This is a genomic window from Arthrobacter sp. ok909, assembly GCF_900104405.1.
Taxonomy (GTDB): domain Bacteria; phylum Actinomycetota; class Actinomycetes; order Actinomycetales; family Micrococcaceae; genus Arthrobacter; species Arthrobacter humicola.
Window position 1 is genome coordinate 18,310 of sequence record NZ_FNJS01000041.1, and the last position, 21,738, is coordinate 40,047.

General features: G+C 62.3%; 20 protein-coding genes. 11 read left to right on the forward strand and 9 right to left on the reverse strand.

Features of this window, described 5'->3' with window-relative positions; translation table 11 throughout:
• Positions 1-57: 57 nt before the first annotated feature.
• The 9 genes from BLR03_RS21450 to BLR03_RS21490 form a co-directional block, all read right to left on the reverse strand.
• Positions 58-363, reverse strand: coding sequence for a hypothetical protein (locus BLR03_RS21450; RefSeq protein WP_091256340.1), 306 nt, complete (start codon positions 361-363; stop codon positions 58-60).
• Positions 364-581: 218 nt separating this feature from the next.
• Positions 582-1,274 (reverse strand): DUF998 domain-containing protein, encoded by a 693-nt coding sequence (locus BLR03_RS21455; RefSeq protein WP_091256342.1) that lies wholly within the window; start codon positions 1,272-1,274, stop codon positions 582-584.
• A 167-nt stretch (positions 1,275-1,441) separates the two neighbouring features.
• Positions 1,442-2,209, reverse strand: coding sequence for a GntR family transcriptional regulator (locus BLR03_RS21460; RefSeq protein ID WP_091256344.1), 768 nt, complete (start codon positions 2,207-2,209; stop codon positions 1,442-1,444).
• A gap of 49 nt (positions 2,210-2,258) precedes the next feature.
• Entirely contained in the window at positions 2,259-2,942 is a 684-nt protein-coding gene (locus tag BLR03_RS21465; RefSeq protein ID WP_091256346.1) for a beta/alpha barrel domain-containing protein, read from the reverse strand.
• Positions 2,943-3,016: 74 nt separating this feature from the next.
• A complete protein-coding gene (locus BLR03_RS21470; RefSeq protein WP_091256348.1) occupies positions 3,017-3,838 on the reverse strand; it encodes an HAD-IIA family hydrolase in 822 nt (273 codons plus the stop codon).
• Positions 3,839-4,009: 171 nt separating this feature from the next.
• A complete protein-coding gene (gene eat, locus BLR03_RS21475) occupies positions 4,010-5,392 on the reverse strand; it encodes an ethanolamine permease (protein ID WP_175460655.1) in 1,383 nt (460 codons plus the stop codon).
• Between the two features lie 660 nt (positions 5,393-6,052).
• The gene (locus BLR03_RS21480; RefSeq protein WP_091256352.1) at positions 6,053-7,423 is read right to left on the reverse strand and encodes an iron-containing alcohol dehydrogenase; all 1,371 of its coding nucleotides are present in this window, start codon (positions 7,421-7,423) and stop codon (positions 6,053-6,055) included.
• Entirely contained in the window at positions 7,407-8,909 is a 1,503-nt protein-coding gene (locus tag BLR03_RS21485; RefSeq protein WP_091256353.1) for a xylulokinase, read from the reverse strand. Before BLR03_RS21485 ends, BLR03_RS21480 begins: the two co-directional genes overlap by 17 nt.
• 558 nt (positions 8,910-9,467) lie before the next feature.
• Positions 9,468-10,211: a GntR family transcriptional regulator gene (locus BLR03_RS21490; protein ID WP_091256373.1), complete on the reverse strand. Its 744-nt coding sequence runs from the start codon at positions 10,209-10,211 to the stop codon at positions 9,468-9,470.
• Positions 10,212-11,236: 1,025 nt separating this feature from the next.
• Here BLR03_RS21490 and BLR03_RS24590 point away from each other — a divergent pair.
• From BLR03_RS24590 to BLR03_RS21540, 11 genes are all read left to right on the forward strand, one after another.
• A complete protein-coding gene (locus BLR03_RS24590; RefSeq protein ID WP_175460656.1) occupies positions 11,237-11,404 on the forward strand; it encodes a hypothetical protein in 168 nt (55 codons plus the stop codon).
• A 395-nt stretch (positions 11,405-11,799) separates the two neighbouring features.
• Positions 11,800-12,996, forward strand: coding sequence for a Gfo/Idh/MocA family protein (locus BLR03_RS21495; RefSeq protein WP_175460657.1), 1,197 nt, complete (start codon positions 11,800-11,802; stop codon positions 12,994-12,996).
• Entirely contained in the window at positions 12,989-14,140 is a 1,152-nt protein-coding gene (locus tag BLR03_RS21500) for an ABC transporter ATP-binding protein (protein WP_217639830.1), read from the forward strand. Before BLR03_RS21495 ends, BLR03_RS21500 begins: the two co-directional genes overlap by 8 nt.
• Positions 14,124-15,236 carry an ABC transporter substrate-binding protein gene (locus tag BLR03_RS21505; protein WP_091256359.1) on the forward strand — a complete coding sequence of 371 codons (1,113 nt, stop codon included), beginning with the start codon at positions 14,124-14,126 and terminating at the stop codon, positions 15,234-15,236. Before BLR03_RS21500 ends, BLR03_RS21505 begins: the two co-directional genes overlap by 17 nt.
• Before the next feature lies 1 nt (position 15,237).
• Positions 15,238-16,167, forward strand: a complete 930-nt coding sequence (locus BLR03_RS21510) for an ABC transporter permease (RefSeq protein WP_091256361.1) — start codon at positions 15,238-15,240, stop codon at positions 16,165-16,167.
• Positions 16,157-17,014: an ABC transporter permease gene (locus tag BLR03_RS21515; RefSeq protein WP_091256363.1), complete on the forward strand. Its 858-nt coding sequence runs from the start codon at positions 16,157-16,159 to the stop codon at positions 17,012-17,014. The genes BLR03_RS21510 and BLR03_RS21515 overlap by 11 nt, the downstream gene beginning before the upstream one ends.
• Positions 17,011-18,006, forward strand: coding sequence for a sugar phosphate isomerase/epimerase family protein (locus tag BLR03_RS21520; RefSeq protein WP_091256364.1), 996 nt, complete (start codon positions 17,011-17,013; stop codon positions 18,004-18,006). Before BLR03_RS21515 ends, BLR03_RS21520 begins: the two co-directional genes overlap by 4 nt.
• 27 nt (positions 18,007-18,033) lie before the next feature.
• Positions 18,034-19,155, forward strand: a complete 1,122-nt coding sequence (locus BLR03_RS21525) for a Gfo/Idh/MocA family protein (protein ID WP_091256366.1) — start codon at positions 18,034-18,036, stop codon at positions 19,153-19,155.
• Between the two features lie 15 nt (positions 19,156-19,170).
• Complete coding sequence (locus BLR03_RS21530; RefSeq protein ID WP_091256369.1) at positions 19,171-20,103, forward strand: sugar phosphate isomerase/epimerase family protein; 933 nt, start codon at positions 19,171-19,173, stop codon at positions 20,101-20,103.
• Positions 20,100-21,038: a Gfo/Idh/MocA family protein gene (locus tag BLR03_RS21535; RefSeq protein ID WP_139184634.1), complete on the forward strand. Its 939-nt coding sequence runs from the start codon at positions 20,100-20,102 to the stop codon at positions 21,036-21,038. The genes BLR03_RS21530 and BLR03_RS21535 overlap by 4 nt, the downstream gene beginning before the upstream one ends.
• Before the next feature lie 427 nt (positions 21,039-21,465).
• Positions 21,466-21,738 (forward strand): glycosyltransferase (locus BLR03_RS21540; RefSeq protein WP_139184635.1); only part of this gene is annotated, 273 nt, incomplete at its 3' end.

A 21,738-nucleotide genomic window follows, 5' to 3' on the forward strand; every position in this document is an offset into this window, starting at 1 on the left:
CCACCACAGTCCGCAGCGAAACACGGCTCATGACTGAACGACTCAGCCGCTCGGTGGTCAGCCCCTGCCCTGGCCCTCGCGGGCCACCTCTTCCAGAATCCTGGCTGTCGGCGCTGCCGTCATCAGCTGTCCTATCACCTCGGGTTTGTCCCACACCTGGCTGCGCAGCCCTTCCAGAAAGACGGTCGCGGCGTCCTTGGTGTCGAAGTCGAGGAGCACGGCCACGCTGTTCTGGTCCTCTGTGTCCCGGAACACCCGGATAGACCGGGCGCCGGAGGCGGCGCGGCCTGCGGGATCGGTGTCGAAGACTTTCTTCCATGCCTCGTAATCCCGGACCGGATAGCTAATCTGCAGGGTGAACATCGTCGTTCCCTTCCCTCGGGCTGTGTCAGGACCACGATAGGCCGTCCCGCGTCATCCCGGTAGGGCCGGAGGACGACCCTACTCCCCTGCTGCGCGGCCTGGAAACCTTCGGCAGTCGCTGGACCAACCCGTTCGGGCCGGCCGTGGCAGGTTCGATCGGCCCGGTGTAAAGGGGGCCGCGGGGCCTTGGTGTGATCCGCCGATCTCGAGCCCCAGTCCTACGGCCGCGCTGATCGGCTGTGTTCCCGCAAGCGGCAGAGGCGGCGCAGCCGGAATCCGACCGCGAAGATCCAGGCCATGAACGTGACCAGAATGACCCGCTGCACGAGACCTTTCCATTCAAACAGGCCACTCCCGGGCTGTTGGCTGATCTTGAGCAGAACGGTCCCGAGAGTAAGGACGACGCCGCTGAGAAGTGTCCACCCCGCCAGGGGGCGCCAGGCCGGGTCGCTGCGGAAGCGCCGGTAGAAAACGAAGCAACTGAACGGCGCGAACGTAAAGACGATGGCGCCGAAGATGCCGTGCACCGAGCCATGCAGACTCGTTTGGCCGAACATCGCCGACGGGTCGGTGACGAACGGCCCGGAGGCAATCAGGCTGACACCGATGCCCTTTACCAGAAGCGGTCCGGCCCGGGAAGCCGCGCCGGTCCTGAAATGAGCGGCGAGGCCAAGGCCAAACGTCAGGAACAAGATGCCCGTCAGCACGAAGTTGAGGATCTGGACCCAGCCATAGGGGCCAAGGGACAGCTCGCTGACGAACATACCCGTACAGGAGTAGCCGGGGTACAGCCACCCGTAAACGGTGAAGACGGAGACAAATAGAACGGCGCCCGCCATGCCCGCCACGGACCCCACCTGGACGCGCCGCCGTGCGGCCGCCGACAGGCCGGGGACAGGGCTCGAGATCACAAGGTGGAGCCTAGTACGATCCGAGGGTCGTACGACACTGCGTCGGGCAGCAATTTGGTCTGGGCGCTGATGGTGATGGGAGCGTTACCGGCCGGAATTCTGCCGTGTCCCCCGCTAGATCCGGATGTTGTCGTTGCAAACCGCATCCTGACGGATAGGAGAACGGACTAGGTCCGCGACTCGGCGAGGGCCGAGGGAGACTGCACACGGCTGGCTGGCGGTTGCGCGCGCCGGTTAAGCCACATCTCGAAGACGTCGCTGGTGTGCCATTCAAAGGAGGCAAGGACTGGCGTGCCGTCGATGTCGTAGTCGACTTCGTCGAAGTAGAGCAGCGGGACGCCCTCTTTGACCTGCAGCTGTTCGGCTTCCGGGGGGCCGGCGAGGACGGGGAGCAGTTTGGCCCGTCCGTTCCTGACGCCGTGGTTGAGGTTTTCAAGCAGATCGAACAGGGAAGGTCCGAGGTTGCCCCGGATCTCTTCGGGAACGATGGCCAGCGGCACACGATCGACGCTGTAGACCACGGGGCGGTCATCGGCGAAGCGGACGCGTTCGACGACGACGACCTCGGCCCCGCGGTCCAGGCGAAGCCGTGCCCGGTCGCCGTCGTCGGCCGGCTGCACGTGCTGTGAGACGATCCGGATGCTGGGGGTGAATCCGGCGGCCTGGATCATCGCTGTATAGCTGACGTTCAGGTCCAAGGCGTGGCGTTGCGGTACGCGGGTGACGAAGGTTCCTTTACCGTGCAGGCGGGAAAGGTACCCGGCATCGATCAGTGCCCGATAGCCTTCGCGGACGGTGGCCCGGCTGACGGCGAACTTTTCGGACATCTCGTCTTCATTGGGGAGTCGGTCGCCGACAACGTACGTACCGTTGCTGATGAGCTCCGTGAGTTCATCTCGAACCTGTTCTGCAAGATTTGGCCGGCGACCCGACATGGTGTCCTCCCTCGACAATGAATCCAGTGTACTGGCGGTTGGCGCCGCTTTAGATCCTAACGCCGGCGTTGGCGAAGGACAGGGCGGTGCGGACCTGGGACACGACGTCCTTCTCGCCAGGCAGCATGCCGTCGAAGATGGCGCCGCCGATGGTGAAGCCCCACGCGCCGGACTCGGCCAGTCCGCGAATCTGGGCCTCGGAAACGACCGAGCCTGCGGCGATGGTCGGCCCGTCTACAACCCGGGCGACGGCGGCGGTCAGTTCCAGCGGGTCAACGGATCCGTGACGGTAGGCCAGCAGGTCGACGCCGTCGACGCCGTCGAGCTTGGAGAGTTCGGCGGCGTGTGCGGCGATCTCCTCGATGGAGCCCAGAAGCTCACTCGGGTGCCCGGCGACGCGACCGGGGAACGGCGCGAACTTGATACCGGTGCCCGCGAGCTTTTCCACGGCCTCCGCGGCAAACTTCCCGCCCACGATCCAGTCCACGCCGGCGGCGATGGCAGCGTCGATGGAGTCCATCTCGTCAGCCTTGTCGACCGAGACGACCTCGAGGTAGACCACGAGGCCTGCGGCGTGTGCGGCGGCGGTCAGTTCGCGGGCCTTCTCGGCGGTGGCGCCGACGTCCTTGAAGCCGATGTGGCGCAGGCCGGTGTCCTTGACCTGTTCCAGGACCTCGAGGGCGTTGTCCACGGTGCGGTCGTTGTGGGTGAGCATGAAGATGAATTCAGACATTGTTCTTGTTCTTTCTGGATCGTGGATTGTGTGCGTGTGAGGGGTGCTGTTGGGGGTTGTGGGGGTCTGCAGGGTCAGGCCGGGAGGAGTCCGCGGACGTCGTCCAGGACGTGGGTGGGGAGGATTCCGGAGGCGGCAAGGTGGTCATCGGTGGTCGCTCCGGACATCACGAGGGCCGAGGCCATACCGGCGTTCAGGCCCATGGCGACGTCGGTCAGGAGACGGTCCCCGACCATGACGGCCTCGTTGGCCGGGACGCCGAGCCGGTGCAGGAAGGCGTTGGCCATATGGACGCTGGGTTTGCCCACGATGGCCTCGGCGCGCCCGCCGGTGCAGGCCTCGATGGCGGCCAGCATGGCTGCGCAGTCGGGCAGGCCGCCGTCCGGGGTGGGGCAGTACGGGTCGGGGTTGGTGGCCACGATCACGGCGCCGGCGTTGACGGCGTGGTAGGCGCGGGTGAGTTTGTCGTAGTCGAAGGTCCGGTCGAAGGAGACCACCACGACGTCGGTCTGCTGAGGGTCTTCGGTCAGGGTGAACCCGGCCTGGCTCAGGGATTCGATCAGGACCGGTTCGCCGACGGCCAGGACCCGGGCCCCGGGGTAGCAGTCGGTGAGGTACAGGGTGAGCGCGTCGAGCGCGGAGATCACGTCCTCCGCATCGGCAGGGATGCCGAGCCGGGTCAGCTTCGCAGCGTAGTTCTCGGCCGTTTCGAGAGGCTTGTTGGTCACGAACACCACGCGGGCCCCGGATCCGCGTAGCGCTGCCACGACGACGTCAGCGCCTTCGATCAGCTCATCGCCAAGATACAGAGTGCCGTCCAGGTCGAAGGCGTAGCCACGGTACAGCGGGGCCCCCGCACGCAGGCCGGTTTCCTTGGCAACTAGTTCAACGGGCATCGTTGCCCTCCTTTCGCTCCCTGCGGAGCATAATTCAAGTCTAACGTTAGACGTCTGACGACTCAAGTTGATAGTGGATTCTTTGGGAAGGTTTTTGCGGGACTGGTGTGCGGCTGCCGGGCGGGGGCTGCCGGGGTCGCGGCGGCCCCCGCCCGGCGGTCGGGGCGGTGGTCAGGCGCCTTCGGTCAGGGCCTGGTCGGTGAGGGCGAGTTCTTCTTCGGCGGTGTAGTTGCCGACCCTCTTGCGGCCGACGGCGAAGTAGTAGGCCAGGAAGAGGGCCACCATGATCGCGGCGATGACGAACGCGAGGGGGAAGCTGACCAGGGCTGCGGGGATCAGGATCCCGGCCAGGATCAGGGCGATCCACATCGTGACGCGTCCGCCGAGGGCCTTGTAGGGGCGGTGCAGGTCCGGGCGCTTCTTACGCAGCACCAGGGCCGCGGCCATCATCAGCATGTAGGACACGGCCGCGACGAGCACGGAGAGGGTGACCAGGACCGGGATGGCGTCCGGGAGGATGGTGTTGCCCAGGACGACGAAGACGAAGCCGATGACGCCGGGAACGATCAGCGAGCCGATCGGGGCGTGATGCTTGTTGAGCTTGGAGAGCCATGCCGGCAGGTAGCCGGCCCGGGACAGGGCGAAGGTCTGGCGGGAATAGGCGATCACGATGGCGTGGAACGAGGCGACCAGGGCGGCGAGGCTGAAGACCGCGATCACCGGAACGATCCAGGTCTGGGATCCCACGACGTTGGCCAGGGCCACGGTCAGCGGGGCCGCGGCGCCGGGGAAGTCGGACCCGCCAACGCCGGCGGCGACCGTGAGCGTGCCGAGGCCGATCACGGCGAGGGTGATGAAGGCCATGATCAGGGCCTTGGGGATGTCCTTGGCGGGGTTCTTGGTCTCTTCGGCAGCCATCGGGAGGCTTTCGATGGCGAAGAAGAACCAGGCGGCCAGCGGCAGGGTGGCCCACAGGCCGCCGATGCCGTTGGGCAGGATGGCCCCGCCGGAGTATGCGTTCAGGTTATCCAGCGACATCTTCGGCGCGCCGATCACCATGAAGACGATGAGGCCGACGACTGCGACAGCCGTAAAGACGAACTCGATCTTCATTGAATTTCCGGCGCCCAGGAGGTGCACCACCGTTGATCCGATGTAGAGGACCGCGGCGCTCACCAGGATCGGCACATCGGGGAAGAGGACCTGCACGTACGCGCCGACAGTCAGCGCCACCGCGACGGGGGCAAACACGAACTCGAGAAGGACGCTCACCCCGGCGAGGTATCCCCAGACGCGCCCAAGTGCCGTACGGACGTAGGCGTAGGCACCGCCGGCGTGAGGTACTGCCGCGGACAGTTCGCCGATTACTGTTGACAGGCCGGCGTAGAGAAGGCCCATGATGGCAATCGCGATCAGGTAGCCCCAGTAGCCGGTGAGCCCGAGGCCTGCGTTCCACCCGTAGTAGTCGCCGGAGATGACGGCGCCGACGCCGATGCCCCAGAGCAGTACGGGACCTGCAACCTTATGGAGGTTCTTTTTGTGATCCGCCTGCACGGGGGGAATTGTAGCTTGTGTTGACACTTACCTGCTCCTTTGCGGGTTGTATCGATCGGAAGCCATGTGGATAGTCCGATGGCTGGGTGCCGGGCTGAAACATCAGTCGGCCCCGGGGCGGTACGAACGGATGCCGTCCGCTGAGAGGGCGGCAGGTCCGGTTTTTCTCATGACGGCATCGGCAGAGAAATCAGTGGGGATGGACCTTCGAGGACCGGTCCCTCAAGCATATCAAGTCGTTAGACGTCTAACAAGGAAGAGTCTATTGTTTTCTGGCTGTTGGTTGTGCTCGCGGGAGGTCACGGCGAACCGGCCCGAGGGCCCGCAGGTACACAGGCCGAACGCTAAATATCCGGCGCCGGGGTGGCTACGAGCGGACACTGACCGCCGAATGGGCGGCAGGCGTGGCATTCCTCATGACGGCATCGCCCGAGGAAACTGCTTACGGCGATTCGGCGAGAAGGGCCCCGCCGCCGCTGATCTCCAGTCCGAGCACACTGTCCTCGGCCACCGGTTCCAAGACCTCTGCCGCCATGTTTCCCTAGCGTGCCGACCAGGCGTCATGCGTGACGGGACGGCAGGCCGAGGGTTTCGAGTCGGGGCGCGCTGCGGTCCCCGGACGCGGTGGTGTCCCGGGATTGCGGCGAGTGGTGCCGGTGGTTAGAGGCCGGCGCCGATCTGTTCTGCTTCGGAGAGTGCGGCCAGCACGTCGGTCATGGTCCAGGCGCCGGTGAGGTAGGCGAGGTCGGCGATGTTGAAGCGGTTGCGCATAAGGTGGCAGTTGGTGAGCGCCCAGATGACGTCATCCTCTTTGCTGGCGTTTTCGAGCTCGGAGAACCGGGTGGGCGCGCCGGCGGCGCGAAGCGCCGCTACGATGGCTTCCGGTTCCCCGAGGAGGCCCTGGAGCATCTCGGCGTGGGCCCGCCAGGATTCGGCCGCGTCGCGGATTTTGGCCCCGGCGTCGACAGCGCGGAGGTGTTCGAGCTTTTTGGAGTAGTCGGACCAGCACTCGTTGCTCGTGGCGCCGGATTCGTCCATCCAGTCGAAGGCCTCCCGGACCGTGCGCTCGGCATCGGCCGGGTCGGGGAGCCGAAGGGTGCCGACGCGTCCGGCATGGAGCCGTTCGTTCATCTTCCGCCAGAGGATCGCGACCACAACTGTCGCGACGCCGACCTGGGCGCCGTGGTGGGCGGTGTCCTTCCCGCGGGCGGTGTTGGCCATGTCCAGCAGGTGGCTCACGACATGTTCCATGCCGGAGGACGGGGATGTCTGTCCCGCCACGCCCATCGAAATGCCGCTGAGGGTCACGAACTTGGCGAGCGTCGACAGGGACTCCGGGTCCGAGGCCCCCACGCCCGGGGCCAGGCCCAGAAGCTCGGCGCCGTAGCGGCGGGTCATCATCGCGGCCTCGGTGGACCAGCCCCGGTCCATGTCGACCAGGGAGGACAGGTACCAGTCCGCGGGGGCGGTGAACATCGAGATCATGTCGCCGAGTCCGGAGCGGTTCAGCACGGCCGGGGCTCCCTGGAGGACATCGCTGTCAACGACGAGGGCGCTGGGCCAGCCGGAGTGGGCGGTGCGCTTCACGCCGTTGACCAGCAGCACGGACTGGTCGTCCGCGAAGCCGTTGACCGAGGCGGCGCTCTGCACGACGACGTGGGGCCGGTTTCCCGCGGCCACCTTGCCGATGTCGCACAGCGTCCCGGAGCCGATGGTGACGACAAGGTCCGCGCCCTCGCAGCCGGCGGCGGCGGCGCTGACGGTCCGTTCGTCGGCGTGGACGTGGCCCGGAAGGACCACGGTTTTGACCGTGCCGAGGGATTCCAAAAGACCGGTGACGGCGGGCTTAAGGTGGGCGCCGGAGCCGGTCGTGTACTTGTCCTCGTCGGTGAGGAGCGCGATGGTGTTGTGTTCCGGCAGTGAGGCGACAATGTCCCGGACGGAGTCCAGCACGTCGGGGCCGATGACGACCTGGTCGAGGCCGACCATCGGGTGGGTGAGGTAGTGGTCGAGGTCAGACGAGAGCGTCATACTGGGATTCCTTCTGGGGGATTGATTCGACTGCGTCAAAGAGGGCGCGGTAGTCCTGGTAGGCCGATTCGAGGGCCTCGGCGTGGGCCGGCTCGGGATCGATGGTGACGGGCTCCAGCTCCACCACAGCGTCGACGGCTGATTCGAGGCTGGGGAACGTGCCGGCGGCGACGGCGGCGAGTAGAGCTCCTCCCGTGGCGCTGGTTTCTTCGGTCAGCACCTTCTGGATCGGCGTGCCGCAGAGTGTCGCTTTGGCCGAGAGCCACAGCGCACTGCGGGCCCCTCCGCCCACGACCCTGACCGACTGGGCCAGGCCCATGGCATCGATCCGCTCGTAGATGTCCCGGAAGGCAAAGCAGTTCGCTTCGATGATGGCGCGTGCCAGATCAGCGGAGCCATGGTTCATGGAGAGGCCAGAGAATGTCCCGCGCATGGAGTCGTTCCACCGCGGCGCCATGGATCCGGTCAGGGCCGGAATGAAGCGGACTCCGCGGGCCCCCGGCACTGATTGCGCTGCGCGGTCGAAGAATTCCTGCTGGCTGATGCCCAGCACGTTCTTAGCGAACCACAGCGTATTGCCGCCCGAAACAAACCCGGGATTTTCGATCAAGTAGGTGCCGTCAACGGCGTGCGCATGCGTTTCGACGAGTTTTGTCTCGTCGAAGACCGGAACGTTGCTAGAGACACCGACCGGTTCTGCCGTACCGAGGATATCGATGACCACACCGGGCCGGACGCCGCCGGCGCCGAGGCATGCTGCGTGGTCGTCACCCGTGCTGACCACCACTGCGCAGTTCGTGGTGAGGCCCAGCGCCTCTGCCGCTTCTGCCGTGAGTTTGCCGGCAGCGTCGGTGGCCCGGCCAATCTCCGGGAGCTTTGCACGGTCAAGCCCGGCCGCATCGATGAGCTCATCGCTCCAGTCGCGGGCCACGACGTCGTACAGCAAGGACGAGGAGGAGTTGGCGTGATCCTGAATGGAACGGCCGGTCATCCACGCGACCGCGTAGCCTCCAACCGAAGGCAGCGACGCAGCCTGACGGTAAACGTCAGGCTCGTTGTCGGCCAACCACATGAGTTTGGGCCCCGTATGCGATGCGTCCAGGTTCAGCCCCGTCCGGGCGAACAGCCGGTTCGAATCGATCGCGTGGCCGAGCTTGGCCACCTGATCCGTCGCACGTCGATCAAGCCAAATAATTGCCGGCCGCAACGGGCGCATGTTCCTGTCAATCGGAACCACGCCGTCCACTTGGCTCGATAACCCGATGTGCGTCACTTCGGCCGGATTCACACCCGTCTGTGCCAGCACGGCGCGCACGCTTGAAGCGATGCCGTTCCTGTAGTCCGCCGGATCCTGCTCCGCCCAGCCGCTGTGCGGGTGCTGCATTGCGTAGCCGGTATTTGCCGTTGCGAGGATGGCGCCATCGGGCGACATGAGCACCGCCTTGGCGCTCTGCGACCCCAAGTCACATCCAATTACATATCCCATGAAATACCCCTTCGTATCCCAGTTGCCTCACCCGAGGTCGACATCTGATTCGAGTCGTTAGACGTCTAATAACTAGACTACGGGGGGGCTCTGTGATCGTCAACACTCCCACGAACGCCTCGAACCGGACATGCTGACGACGCGCGCCCGTTTGTCGCGGCTGGGGAAATCCTTCGATTCGAAGGATTTCCATGAAGGCGTGGCCTGTGCGGCGAAGACACAGCCGGCTTCTTCGTGGGAGTCAAAGACGCCTGACCAGGCTGCTCCCCCGCTGGTGTTTCTGCCTCTTGGAAATGAAGACCGCCTACACGAAGCTTGTCCGCATGTTTTCTCCGGCCGTCACTCTTCGGGGAACCGGGAACGGCTGGCGACGGCGATGATCGGGACTTCCTCACTCACTCACGCCTCGATGTTCTCGATGTCGGCGGTAATTACACCTAATCCGGTATTTCCATCCGGAAACCACAGGGGCACCGGAGGACCCGGTCGTCACCGGTGCGTAGATCGTCCGCACGGGTGTGGGCGCCCCCCTCCCGCCTTTCGGTTGCTATTCACCGGTCATTGACGGTTAACGAGGGTCATGGCAAATGCGTATGAATCGGCCAAGTAGACGTGGCGTCCGGATTCAACTCTGCGTCCGGTTTCGTCTATTGCGGTGCGTTCCATAGTTACGAGCGCTGAGCCCGGGTCGGTCTGCAGAACGTTTGCCTGGTACTCGTTGGCGACCGTAGCGCCTATTCGCTGATTTGCTACGCGGATTTCGACTCCCGATGAACGAAGAATCTCGTACAAACCGCGAGACCCGAGACTGGCTTCGTCGAGTTTCACGATGTCGTCCCGCACCCAATTCTCCATCAGGGCCTGCGGCCTGCCCCCGACTTTGCGCAGTCGAATGAAGTGGTGGACGTCCGCGTTCATAGGAAGATTCAAGGATGCCCGGGTCCGGCTATCTGCTTCCAGATGCGAAAAACTCAGCACCTCCGATGTCGGATCGTTCCCGAGGCGGTGCATATCGTCAAAGTGACTTGATACCCCGTGGGCGTGACGGGCCTCGGTGGCGATCACCTGAGCTCCGACTCCTCGCTTTCGAACTACGAGTCCGGATTGGACCAATTCCTCAATGGCTTTGTGCAATGTTGGCCGGGAGAGGTTCAGCTGGGCGGCCAGATCCAATTCGCTGTCCAGCCATGACCCCCCCGGCAGCCCGCCAGTGCGGATCGCGCCCTCTATGCCTTGAGCCACTTGATGGTAGAGCGGGACAGGAGATGCTTTATCAATGACAATCTTCAGCGAGGATGCCATCGGCATCTCCTCCTTTGTTGGGTTGTTTTGGGCTCGATCGACACGCGCCTCACCTTTGGCGCGGATGCCGATCGATGGAGCCAGGAATCCCCAATTTTTGAACGGCGAAAGCCGAGACAGTGGCTTGAATTCCGTCGTGCGGGGGACGTTTTTATCACGTACGGCAGCTGCCATTTCGTCGCTTGTGAAGGACTCACGGCGACGGCAGCGCATTAAGCAGCGCATTGAATTATTGGGCGAAAAGGCAGGGTGATTCCTTGCATCGGCTCCGCCTTGGGGGAAGTGTTCCGCCTGGGCAACGATGGCCATGGCGGCAGACGGGGCCACGGCCTTCACAAGTCCCGAAGCGTAGCGCTCCCCCATTGGGTGCCGACCAGATCCGCTGCCCTTGCGCACCGCGTCGAATGGGAGCAACGAACCCGCGGGGCTGCCGTAGGCCGGAGGATTGATTCGTTTCCGACGTGTCCTCTGATGAGCTGAGGATTGTTGCAGCGCGCTGTCAAGGGCGCCGACGTCATCGTGCGGGATGCTCCCGTGACTCAGCCGTTGACTGGTTCACCACATAAAAGTCAGGCCCGATTTCGTCCATCCAGTTGCGGGAATCCGCCGGGACCTGGACTGTCGGCATCCCGGGATAACCAAGCACGGGCGCAGGCTTGCCGGTATGTGATCTTCATCTTTGGGTGCGCCGGAGCAGCGGCATCACCGGGTCCCGCTCTTGGCGAACTTCGCGTCTGCGCGGGCCCCGCATCCGGGGCCGGCGCAAACCGTAAATTGCCCGCCGTCTACGTCGCGGCACTGCGAGCGAGGGCGGCAAAGTTTTTTGGGCGTCATTGAGTGCATCCTCCATTGGATACCTGTGAGAGCGACGTAGCCCTCCCCATGATCCGGGCTACTGCCAGGCGCAGAAAGCCACTTCGGCTGGCCTAGCTGGGAGATGACAATATCCACAGCTTTCAAAGGCCGTCAAGGTCTTTTTGTGGGATCTACCCAAATCAGTTTTAATATCCGAAGATCCTTCGATAATGGGTGCTGATATGCTCACCGGGCCGAAGATTATTCGTTTTATCGAAGTCGCTCGGCTACGGGAATTTCCAAGAAACGTTCAGGAACATCCAAGAATCCGCTGTCATTCTGAAGCGGGCGATCTGCTGCTGCGCCACCGCGACGAAGGGCCGTCGGCCTGCGGTTGAGTCTCTCCCTCAAGCAGCCGGAAGCACCGCCGCGAAGCAACACTGCCCCCGCGGGCAGCCCGGCCGCGCATCGCACGAAGTACCCCTGAAGCCTCGCCTGTCTTCACCCGAATGAAAAAATTTAGACCGCACCAGCCTCTTGAAGTTGCTAGACGTCTAACGTTAGACTGTGATGCGGATCTCACCCTCGGCTATCGAGAATGTCTCGTAAATCGAGGTGCGGACGGACCTGCGTCGGGACTGCTGAACCCCAAACATGTGATTGTCAGCATGTCTTGACAAAGAGCTAGACCATGTCCAGACTTGGTCGACATATGGATCACTGAAGGCGAAACCAGGCCGAAGAGCCGGTTATTCGCGCCAGACTCCCTGCCCCTTATTCAATGGAGAATTGCGTGCAAAAAACAACGCTTGAGCGGCTTCGTGTGCCTCGGCCCGGGGACAGGAATGAAGTTGCAAAGACGTACTACCCGCCCGAGCTTCGGGCCGCCATCGTAGGGACCGGCGGCATCGCCCGGATCCATGGCCAGCGGATCCGGGACCTGGGATCTCGCGTTGTCGGGGTTTGCGGCCGGGAGTTATCAAAGGCTCAGGCTCTTGCTGCCGATCTGCAGCCCGCCGGTCGGGAGGCCGGCGTCCGCGGAGGGGACGGTATCGCCTCGTTCGATGATTTGGGCCGGATGCTTGATGAGACCAGGCCGGATGTTCTCCACGTTTGCTCACCGCATGGTTTCCATGCCGGTCATGCGCTCGAAGCCATCAAACGGGGCATTCATGTGATCTGCGAAAAACCACTGGCCACCACCGTCGAAGATGCACAACGCCTGCTGGACGCGAGCGAAGCCGCGGGAATTCACGCAGCCGTATGTTTGACCCAGCGTTCCTATCCGATGGTTGCCGAACTGCGCTCCCGAATTCTTTCCGGAGAGATCGGGAAGATACAGGCAGTGCGTGGCACGTTCCTGTCCTGGGACTCAAACCACGACAACTGGGGATGGGGATTCGACCCAAAGATCGCCGGCACCTCCTACGCGACAGCAGACCTGGGCGTCCACTGGCTGGATCTGGTCGAGCACGTCACAGGGTCTCGCATCAGTGAGGTCGACGCGCGGTTCTCGACCCTGCGGCCCAAACGCTACAAGGACGGGGTTGAAATCGACGTCGAAGCCGAAGACTACGTCAGAGTGTTCCTTCAGCTTGCGGACGGCACCCTCGGATCCGCAGTTTTCTCCGGCGTATGCGCCGGGGAACCTAACGCCTGTTCCATCGACGTGGACGGAATGGATGGCGGCTTCCACTGGCAGGCCGACGACCCCAACATTCTCCAGCATCGGCGTTCCGATGCCTCGATCCTGACGATGACCCGGGATCCCGAGCAACTCTCTGCCGACGCCGGACGAATCGCGTTCACTCCTGCGGGTCACGCAGAAGGCTTTGGGGACGCGTTTAGAAACCTCATCCGGGACGTGTATTCGGCCATTGGAGGCAGTCCTGTGACCTATCCCACCTTCGCCGATGGCCGAAGGCTGGTTTCGCTGGTCCACGCAATTCAAGAAAGCGCTCAAACCCGGAAGGCGATCGACATTGACTAATTTACTCGTAGAAGACACTACAGCCAGCTCCCAGCCAATAGTCAGCGGGAGGGCAAAAAATGCCATTGAGTTGAGGGGAATCCGGAAGAGTTACGGGGACGAAGTCGCGCTCCATGAGCTTGACTTGGACATCGTTGACGGCGAATTCTTCTGCCTGCTGGGGCCGTCCGGGTGCGGTAAAACCACCACCTTGAACATCATCGGCGGTTTTGTCGGAGCCACGGCAGGGGTTGTCAGCGTTGCGGGTGTGAACGTGACCAAACTTCCACCCAACCGCCGACCGATCAACACCGTGTTCCAGTCCTACGCACTTTTCCCTCACTTGAATGTCATAGAAAACGTTGCCTTTGGAATGCGGATGGCGAAGGTGTCAAAACCCGAGCGTCTCAAGAGGGCGCAAGAGGCCCTGGATCTGGTCGGCCTTGGCACCTTCTCAGACCGCGCCGTCACCAAGCTTTCCGGCGGACAGGCCCAGCGCGTGGCCGTTGCCAGAGCTCTTGTCAACAAACCCAAAGTTCTGCTCCTGGACGAGCCGCTTGGCGCGCTGGATCTCAAGCTCCGGAAGAGGCTTCAGACCGAGCTCTCCATAATCCAGCGCCAGGTGGGGACAACCTTCGTGTTCGTCACTCACGACCAGGAGGAGGCAATGGGTCTCGCGGACCGCATCGCGATCCTGAACGGCGGACGGATCGAGCAGATCGGGACGCCAGAGGAGATCTACCGGAGGCCCTGCAGCCGCTATGTTGCAGAATTCATCGGCGAATCCAACATCTTGCCGGGCCGGAAGGAGGGTGACGTATTCCATCTTGAAAACGGTGCACAAGTGCCCATTTCCGGCGATGCACCCGAGGACACGACGTCGATTGTGATCCGGCCCGAATCCCTGAGGATAGCCGCGAACGGCTTCATCGACGCCGAGATCGTTTCCCGCGCGTATCTCGGAGCAACCACGCGGATCGTGATGCGGCTTTCCGGCAGTGAACAACTTGTCGTGTCATCGCTCAGTGATCACGCACTCGAGGACCTTGACGGAACCGGACTCGAGATTGGCCAGACGGTGACGCTCGCATGGTCTACCAAGGCCGCCCACCCACTCGTAGAACAGCTTGAGAAGAAGGAAAACCACAATGGCAAGTCTGCATAACACGAAATTTGACCGCCGCACGTTGCTCCTGGGGTCTTTGGCCTTGGGCGCGAGTTCCTTCGTGATGACGGGATGTGCCTCCGGTGCCAGCGACTCAGGTGCAGCCGGAGGGACGGTCAACTGGCTGACCTGGTCAGACCACTTTTCAAATGACCAGCTGAAGAAGGTCGCAGCTTCCTCCAAAATCACGGGCGGACCAAAACTGTTCTCGGACAACGCCGATGCCCTCCTGCAGATCAAACAGACTGGCAGCCAGTTCGATATCGTGTCCGGCGACGCACTGTGGGTGAAGAAGTACAGGGAAGAAGGCCTCATCGATCCGTTCCAGATGGACGAGATCCCAGTGAGCAAGGAGTTGTACTCAGCAGCCCGAGACTTCTCTTTCCTCAAAGATCCTCAAGGCTACCTGGGATACCCGTTCTCCTGGTCGAGCGTCCAGATCTATTTCAACCCCAAACTGGTCAAAACTCCCCCCACATCGTGGGAGTCGCTCACCGACCCCGCGTACAAGGGCCTGATCGTTGCCGAGAACATTCCGACGGACCTTATGGCCGTCGGCGGGATCGCCACCGGCTCCAAGGATCCGTATGCGCTGAAGGGCGATGGCCTCACGAGAGCCTCAGACTTCCTCAAGGCCCTGAAACCCAACATGATCAAGCTGGCGAGCCAGAACAACGAAATTATCTCGATGCTCGCCAGCGGTGAGGCGGCGATCGGAATCTCAAACCTGGGAACGGATCTCCGCGTCAAGGCCGCCGGCGGCCCCCAGATTGAGGCGGCCTACCCCACGGAAGGCACGATTGGTTTCATCGACGCCGAGATGATCACGTCCAAGGGCGCCAACCAGAAGCTGGTGCGTCCCTTCCTGAACGCCATGGAAACGTCCGAGTACATCGTTGAAAACTTCAAGACCAACGGCCGGCCGCTGTTCAACGAGAAAGCGGCCAACATCCTGCTCAACGATCCGAAGACCGCCCAGGACGCGAAACGCCTCTTCATGGGGAACCCCGAGAAGGCCCTCGCCATGACGCTCAAGGGACCGGCTGAAAACCAGCAGTCCTACACGGAGGCCTTCAACCAGATCTTTGGCGCCTAGGATGGCAACCCTTGAGACCGTCAGGGTCCCGGACTCCGAAACAGGACCGGTCAACCCCCGCTCGCGAGTCGCCCGGCGCGAACGCAAGAACTGGCGGCAATATGTCGGGTTTACCCCTGCCGCCGTCGTCTTCGGAGTCTTCTTTATCGCGCCGCTCTGCCTGATCGTTGTCTATTCGTTCTGGCAAACCAAGGACTACAACCTGGTGCCGGAGTTCACCACGAAGAACTACGAAACAATCGCCACAACGGACACGTACATCAAAACGCTGGGCAAGACGATTCTGATGGCGTTGCTCGCCACCGCAACAACACTGGCGATCGCTTTCCCGTTCTGCTACTGGCTGGTCAGGTACGTTCCGCCGCGGCTGCAGAGAGTCCTGTTCCTCCTCGTTATCTTGCCGTTCTGGACCAGTTACCTGCTGAGGGTATACGCCTGGGTCGCGATTCTTGGCGACAACGGCGCGATCAACGTCCTCTTGAAGAACCTCGGGCTCACCGATGAACCCGTTCGGTTGTTCCTGTACGACACCCCGGGCGTCTTCATCGTCCTGGTCTACCTGTACTTTCCCTTTGCCGCTCTCACTCTGTACTCCTCGCTCGACCGCTTCGACTGGAGCCTGCTCCGGGCCGGCGTTGATCTGGGCGCTTCGCCTATGCGCAGCATTGTGACAATCCTGCTCCCCCAGATGAAACTGGCCATGGTCACCGCCGGAATCTTCGTCTTCATCCCCATCCTGGGCGAGTATGTCGCACCTGAGATCGTCGGCGGGACCAACGGAGTTCTCATGGGGAACCTCATTGCCAACTTCTTCGCGGGATATCTCTTGCCGCTCGGATCGGCCGCCAGCGTATTGATTGCTCTGGTGATTCTCGTCCTACTTGTCCTCTTCAGAAAAGGACTCGACACTAAGGATATTTATGGCTCATGACATGGAAGTCGTAAACCCCCGCGCCGGGCTCTTTCGAGTCATTCTCACGGCCTACGGGGTCCTGATCTACCTGTTTCTGTTCGCTCCCATAGCCGTGATGATTCTGCTTTCGTTCAACAAATCGAAAGTGGTCGGCTTCCCGATGACAGGGTTCACCCTGGACTGGTATTCATCGCTCACACAAAACATGATCATCCAGGACGCACTGGGGAAGTCCCTCGCCGTAGGAGTCTCGGTCACCGTTCTCGCGACGGTCATCGGCACCGCTGCAGCGTTCCCGCTGGTGCGTGCCCAGATCAAGTACCGCAGCGCTGTTCGGGTCTTCATCACCTTGCCCATCATGATTCCTGGGCTCCTCATCGGCGTCGCGATCCTCGTGCTTTCGACAAATATCCTGCATTTGCAGCCGTCGTTGCCGATCGCAGTCATCGGTCAAACAGTCCTGGCAACACCGTTTGTCATCCTCGTGGTGTCCTCAAGACTGGAGAGTCTGGACCGCAACTTCGAGCGCGCCGCAGCGGACCTGGGCGCAGGGCCGGTGCAACGACTCAGCTTTGTTGTCCTGCCCCTGGTTTACCCGGGGATCGTGGCCGCGGCCCTCATGGCCTTCACGCTTTCGCTGGATGAGTTCGTTGTCACTAATTTCATCATCGGCAGCGATCAGACGCTTCCGATCTATATCTACAGTCAGCTCAAATTCGGGATTACCCCGGAAGTCAACGCTTTGGCCTCTCTCATGCTCCTGGGAACGATCACTTTGGTCGTTGTCACAGCGCTGGGTTTGCGTCTCATCAAAATGTTGACCGCAAAGAGCAGGCAAGAAGAAAAAACAGGAGTGCCGGCATGACAAAGTCTTGCGAAATTTCAGTCGTACTGGAGGCGTTCGCCGACACCCCGCTGGAAGAGGTGCTTTCCTGGCTGAGCCAGGAGGTTCCCGAAGTAACCGCTGTCGAGGTCGGGGCCGGCGGGTACGCGCCGCACCCGCACTGCGCTCCGGACGAACTGCTCGCCAGCGAGCCGAGCCGACGGCAGTGGCTGTCGACCCTGGCACGGCACGACATCAGCCTGGATGCGCTCAATGTGTGGGGCAACCCCCTGCACCCTGACCCCGAAATCTCCCGGGCCCACGCCCATGCTCTTCGACGGGCCATCCTTCTTGCAGGGCCCCTCGGTACGAACACGATCGTGGCAATGTCCGGATGTCCAGCCGCCACTGCAGCGGATGTGTCTGCTTCATTTGGTGCCGGCGGCTGGCTCCCGTATCTGGAGGGCGTGCACGACCGGCAGTGGGAGGACCGGGTCGCACCCTACTGGGCCGAAATCGCCGACTTCGCCAAGAGGGAGAACCCCGACGTCAACCTCTGCATTGAACTGCATCCGGGAACCACCGTCTACAACGTGGAAACGTTCGAAAAATTCACGGCCCTCGGATCGAACCTCTACGCGAACCTGGATCCGAGTCATTTCTTCTGGATGGGTATGGACGCGAACAAGGTCGTACAGCGGATCCTCCCCAGGATTGGCCACGTCCATGCCAAGGACACCTCATTCAACGAAGAAGCGCTTGCGCTAAACGGGCTGCTCGACCACCGGTGGCCGGCCAGCCCGGCGGACATGCCATGGAACTTTTCGGTACCGGGCCGCGGCCACGACGAAGCCTGGTGGCACGGGCTCATCGCTCAGTTCGCTGAATCTCCCGTCAGAGGTATTTCCATCGAACATGAGGACCCCTTCGTGGACGCCAAGACAGGCGTCAAGGAAGCCGCAACGCTCATACACCGTGCCCTCAGTGCCACCTGGCCAAACGCGTCTCCCCAATTTGCAAACATCACCCCCTAGCTACTTCATCTCAAGGAGAACCAAGTCATGACTCGTCGACTCAAAGTTGGTGTTGTCGGTGCCGGCCTCATCGCCCAAGTGATGCACCTCAATTACCTCAGAGAGCTATCTGACCGGTACGAAATCGCCGCTCTGTGCGACATCTCGGCGGAGAACGCCAAGAACAATGCCGAGAGGTACAACATTCCGAAGACCTTCTCCGACTGGCGCGATATGCTCCAGGAACCGATTGATGCGGTCCTCATCCTAACGTCGGGAAGCCACGCTCCCATCGCCATCGCCGCGGCGAAAGCGGGCAAGCATGTCCTAGTCGAGAAGCCCATGTGCTTCTCGGTCGAAGAAGGCCTGGAAATGCAGGCGGCCGCCCAGGAAGCCGGCACCGTGCTCATGGTCGCCTATCCCAAACGGTACGACCCGGCCTATGAACGCTTCCGGGACTTGGCCATCGACACGGTGGATCCTCGTCTTCTCCGGGTGACGACCTTCGAATCACCCTTCCTGCCCTACGTCCAGCACTACTCCCTGGCGCCGGTGTCCCCCATTCCCGCCGAGGCAATTGCCCTTTGGAAGGCCCAGACCCAGGAGAGCATCACCCGGGCCATCGGGGATGCCGACCCGTTCCTGCGCGAGAGCTACCACGCGGTCCTCCTGGACACTCTGGTGCATGAACTGAACACCATTCGCGGTGTATTGGGCGAACCCACGAGCCTGGAATATGTCGACCTGACGGCCGGAAGCCTCACCGTCGTGCTCAAATTCGAGGATCTTACCGCGGCGATCCACTGGCTTGACCTCCCGGGAATCACCCGTTACGAGATGGAGTTCGCGGTCTACGGTCCGGAATCCCGCACGACGCTGAGCTTCCCGTCACCCTTCCTGCGCAGCGCGCCGGCAACCGTCGATGTCATTGACGGCGAAGTCGGCACGGCGAAATCCCGAAACATCAGCGAGACCGTGTCGTACGAAAGCTCATTCAAGCTGGAGCTCCAGGCCTTCCACGATTGCGTCGTCGAGGGCACCGAACCGCTCACGAACGCTCAGGACGCACTCCACGACCTGGCTCTTTGCCAGTCCATCATTCGATACATCCAGCAGGGAGAGTCCATTGCGTACCCCAGCTCGATTGACGCACCCGCGTTCGTTAACTAGGCAAGGATTCTGATCATGCAGAGCAATAACACCGGCATCGTGGTGGCTAACGCCCCCATCAGCTACGGAGCATTTGAAGTCACAGTCGGGATCGATCCGAATGTCCCCGACGGGGCTGCCATCCTCGAGGCGGTCAGCTCGGCGGGGTACGCCGGAATCGATCTCGGTCCTGTCGGCTATTTGGGTGATGGGGCGGAGCTAGGCAAAGGCCTCGCCGCGCACGGTCTCGGTCTGACCGGCGCCTACCTTGAGTTGCCGTTCTCAGACGCCTCCGAGCTGGACGCGATGATGCCCGAACTCGATGCCATGCTGGACACCTTCGATGCTATTTCCGAATTCCAACGGGGCTTGCCGCCGAAACCGACCATCGCCGATGCAGGTGCGGAACACCGCCGGAACGCTCCCGGCTCCGGCCAGAGCAACCCCACGAGCGGCTACAGCCCGGAGCAATGGGACGCCTTCGCCGTCGGGCTTGCCCGTGTGGTTGAACATTGCCGCAAGCGCGGCTACGAGCCGACGTTCCATCACGAGACCGGTACATATGTCGAGTCTCCGGAGGAGATCGCCAAGGTACTGGAAATCTCGGACATCGGATTGTGCCTGGACTCCGGACATTTCCTCATCGGCGGCGGCGACCCCGTGGAATATCTCCGCACCTGGGCTGACCGAATCAATCATGTGCATCTGAAGAGCGCGAGTATCGCCCGGTTCAATGAAGTCGTGGCGGAGCAGCTGCCTACGACGGCAATTTGGGAACGGGAAGTGTTCCCTGTGCTTGGCGAAGGCGACCTTGACTGCGATGCATTTATTTCCACACTGAAAGACATCGGGTACTCGGGCTGGCTGGTTGTTGAGCAGGACATCCTGCCCCAGACGGCGGAGCGCTTCGAGCGTGCCATCGCGGACCAACAGGCCAACAGGACGTTCCTTGCGGAGCGTGGACTGTGAGCGGGCGCTTTCGAATCGGGCTGATTGGTGGCGGCCGGATGGGACGCACCCATCTGCGGGCGCTGAAGGATTCAGCACTGGTCGAGTGCGTTGCCGTTGCGGAGCCCTTCGAACCGTCCGCCCGAGAGCTGAGATCGAGGGGGCTGACGGTATTCACGACCGTGGACGAGATGCTCGCTGCCGGTGGTCTGGACGGTGTCATTATTGCCGCACCCACCGATCAGCATGTCGAGCTGGCCACCCAGGTCCTTGAAGCCGGCGTCTCAGTGCTCTGCGAGAAGCCCTTTGGTATCTCCGCCGAGGACGCCCGGAAGGCGGCTGCGCTGGCCGCTGAAAGCGGCGTTGCGTTGCAGATCGCATATTGGCGTCGTTTCATCCCGGAACTGGTTGCGCTCCGCCAGGATATCGCCTCTCAGAAGCTTGGCAACATCCATCTTCTTGTGTGCTCGCAGTGGGATGAAGCGCCGCCGCCGGCGAGTTTCCGAAACCACAGCGGTGGCATCTACATCGACATGGGTGTTCACGAGATCAATCAGATGCTCTGGCTCCTTGACCAGAATGTGTGCGACGTGACGGCCGTGGCAGGGCCCGCCACGGAAGACCCCGATGCGGCCAGCGATGTGGACAGCGCGCAGGCGCTCATCTCACTCTCGGGTGGGTCCTCCGCGATCGTTTCCCTTGGACGCTTCTATCCAGGCGGCGATGTAGTCACTGCCGAAGTATTTGGCTCGAACGGGCACTCTCGCATAGAGGTCGTTTCGCCCGAGAGCGGTGAAGCCCCGCAACTGGAGGCGCTGCGCCTCCAGGCTGAAGCCTTCGCCCGGCACGCCGCGGGCGGCCCGTCCGAAGGAACCACGGCTATGGAAGCTGCGGAGGTACTCGAGATTGCCCAACGGCTGTCCGACTCAGCCAAGATTGCCGTCCTCGCCGGGTGATCGCGTTCCAAGGGAAACGGTCCACGGGAGGTATGAAACTCAATACCCACTGATAATTTCAGGCAGCAATGGGACCACGCCGGAAATCGGGTTAAGAACGACGTACTGAGTCAACGGCACGGTTTGCTCACCCTGTGGAGCAAACCGTGCCGCCTCAGCGTCAAATCACGGTCCAGGACGGCTCCGACTGACGGTTCCGCTGGCGTTGCGGGAGCGTTGCATGTGGCCCAGGCAATGGGCTACGCATCCTGCAGCGCAGGTAAACCCCGTCTTGCCGTGCGCGGGGCAGGCGGTGCGTAGTGCCTGACAGGGCTGTATAAGCGTGGGCTCCAGTCAAAATACCAATGCCAACGGCCACCCGTCGTCGCGTCACACGGCCCTCCGCCGGCGGGAAAACCACTGATAATCGTGCTGAAAGGACCCCGCGATGACCCCCTCGGTTGCAGTCGCTGCCGTGACGTTTGACCGTCCCCGGGAGCTGGCAGTCCTGCTGGATGCCATCAACAGCCAGACCGCTGCGGTGCGCTCCATTTGCCTCGTCGACAGCGGCACCGTGCCCTCCAAGGATGTCGCGGACCGGCACGCCAACGTGGACTATGTCCGGTCCCAGGCCAACCTTGGCGGCGCCGGCGGTTTTTCGCTGGCCATCCTCAAGGCCGTGGCCAGCGGGGCTGACTGGATCTGGATGATGGACGACGAC

Bases quoted from the DNA above. Each gene is read 5' to 3' on its own strand.
- BLR03_RS21450 (WP_091256340.1), bottom strand. From the start codon at position 363: ATGTTCACCCTGCAGATTAGCTATCCGGTCCGGGATTACGAGGCATGG.
- BLR03_RS21460 (WP_091256344.1), bottom strand. From the start codon at position 2,209: ATGTCGGGTCGCCGGCCAAATCTTGCAGAACAGGTTCGAGATGAACTC.
- BLR03_RS21465 (WP_091256346.1), bottom strand. From the start codon at position 2,942: ATGTCTGAATTCATCTTCATGCTCACCCACAACGACCGCACCGTGGAC.
- BLR03_RS21470 (WP_091256348.1), bottom strand. From the start codon at position 3,838: ATGCCCGTTGAACTAGTTGCCAAGGAAACCGGCCTGCGTGCGGGGGCC.
- BLR03_RS21480 (WP_091256352.1), bottom strand. From the start codon at position 7,423: ATGACGCTCTCGTCTGACCTCGACCACTACCTCACCCACCCGATGGTC.
- BLR03_RS21485 (WP_091256353.1), bottom strand. From the start codon at position 8,909: ATGGGATATGTAATTGGATGTGACTTGGGGTCGCAGAGCGCCAAGGCG.
- BLR03_RS21490 (WP_091256373.1), bottom strand. From the start codon at position 10,211: ATGGCATCCTCGCTGAAGATTGTCATTGATAAAGCATCTCCTGTCCCG.
- BLR03_RS24590 (WP_175460656.1), top strand. From the start codon at position 11,237: ATGGGTGCTGATATGCTCACCGGGCCGAAGATTATTCGTTTTATCGAA.
- BLR03_RS21505 (WP_091256359.1), top strand. From the start codon at position 14,124: ATGGCAAGTCTGCATAACACGAAATTTGACCGCCGCACGTTGCTCCTG.
- BLR03_RS21510 (WP_091256361.1), top strand. From the start codon at position 15,238: ATGGCAACCCTTGAGACCGTCAGGGTCCCGGACTCCGAAACAGGACCG.
- BLR03_RS21515 (WP_091256363.1), top strand. From the start codon at position 16,157: ATGGCTCATGACATGGAAGTCGTAAACCCCCGCGCCGGGCTCTTTCGA.
- BLR03_RS21520 (WP_091256364.1), top strand. From the start codon at position 17,011: ATGACAAAGTCTTGCGAAATTTCAGTCGTACTGGAGGCGTTCGCCGAC.
- BLR03_RS21525 (WP_091256366.1), top strand. From the start codon at position 18,034: ATGACTCGTCGACTCAAAGTTGGTGTTGTCGGTGCCGGCCTCATCGCC.
- BLR03_RS21530 (WP_091256369.1), top strand. From the start codon at position 19,171: ATGCAGAGCAATAACACCGGCATCGTGGTGGCTAACGCCCCCATCAGC.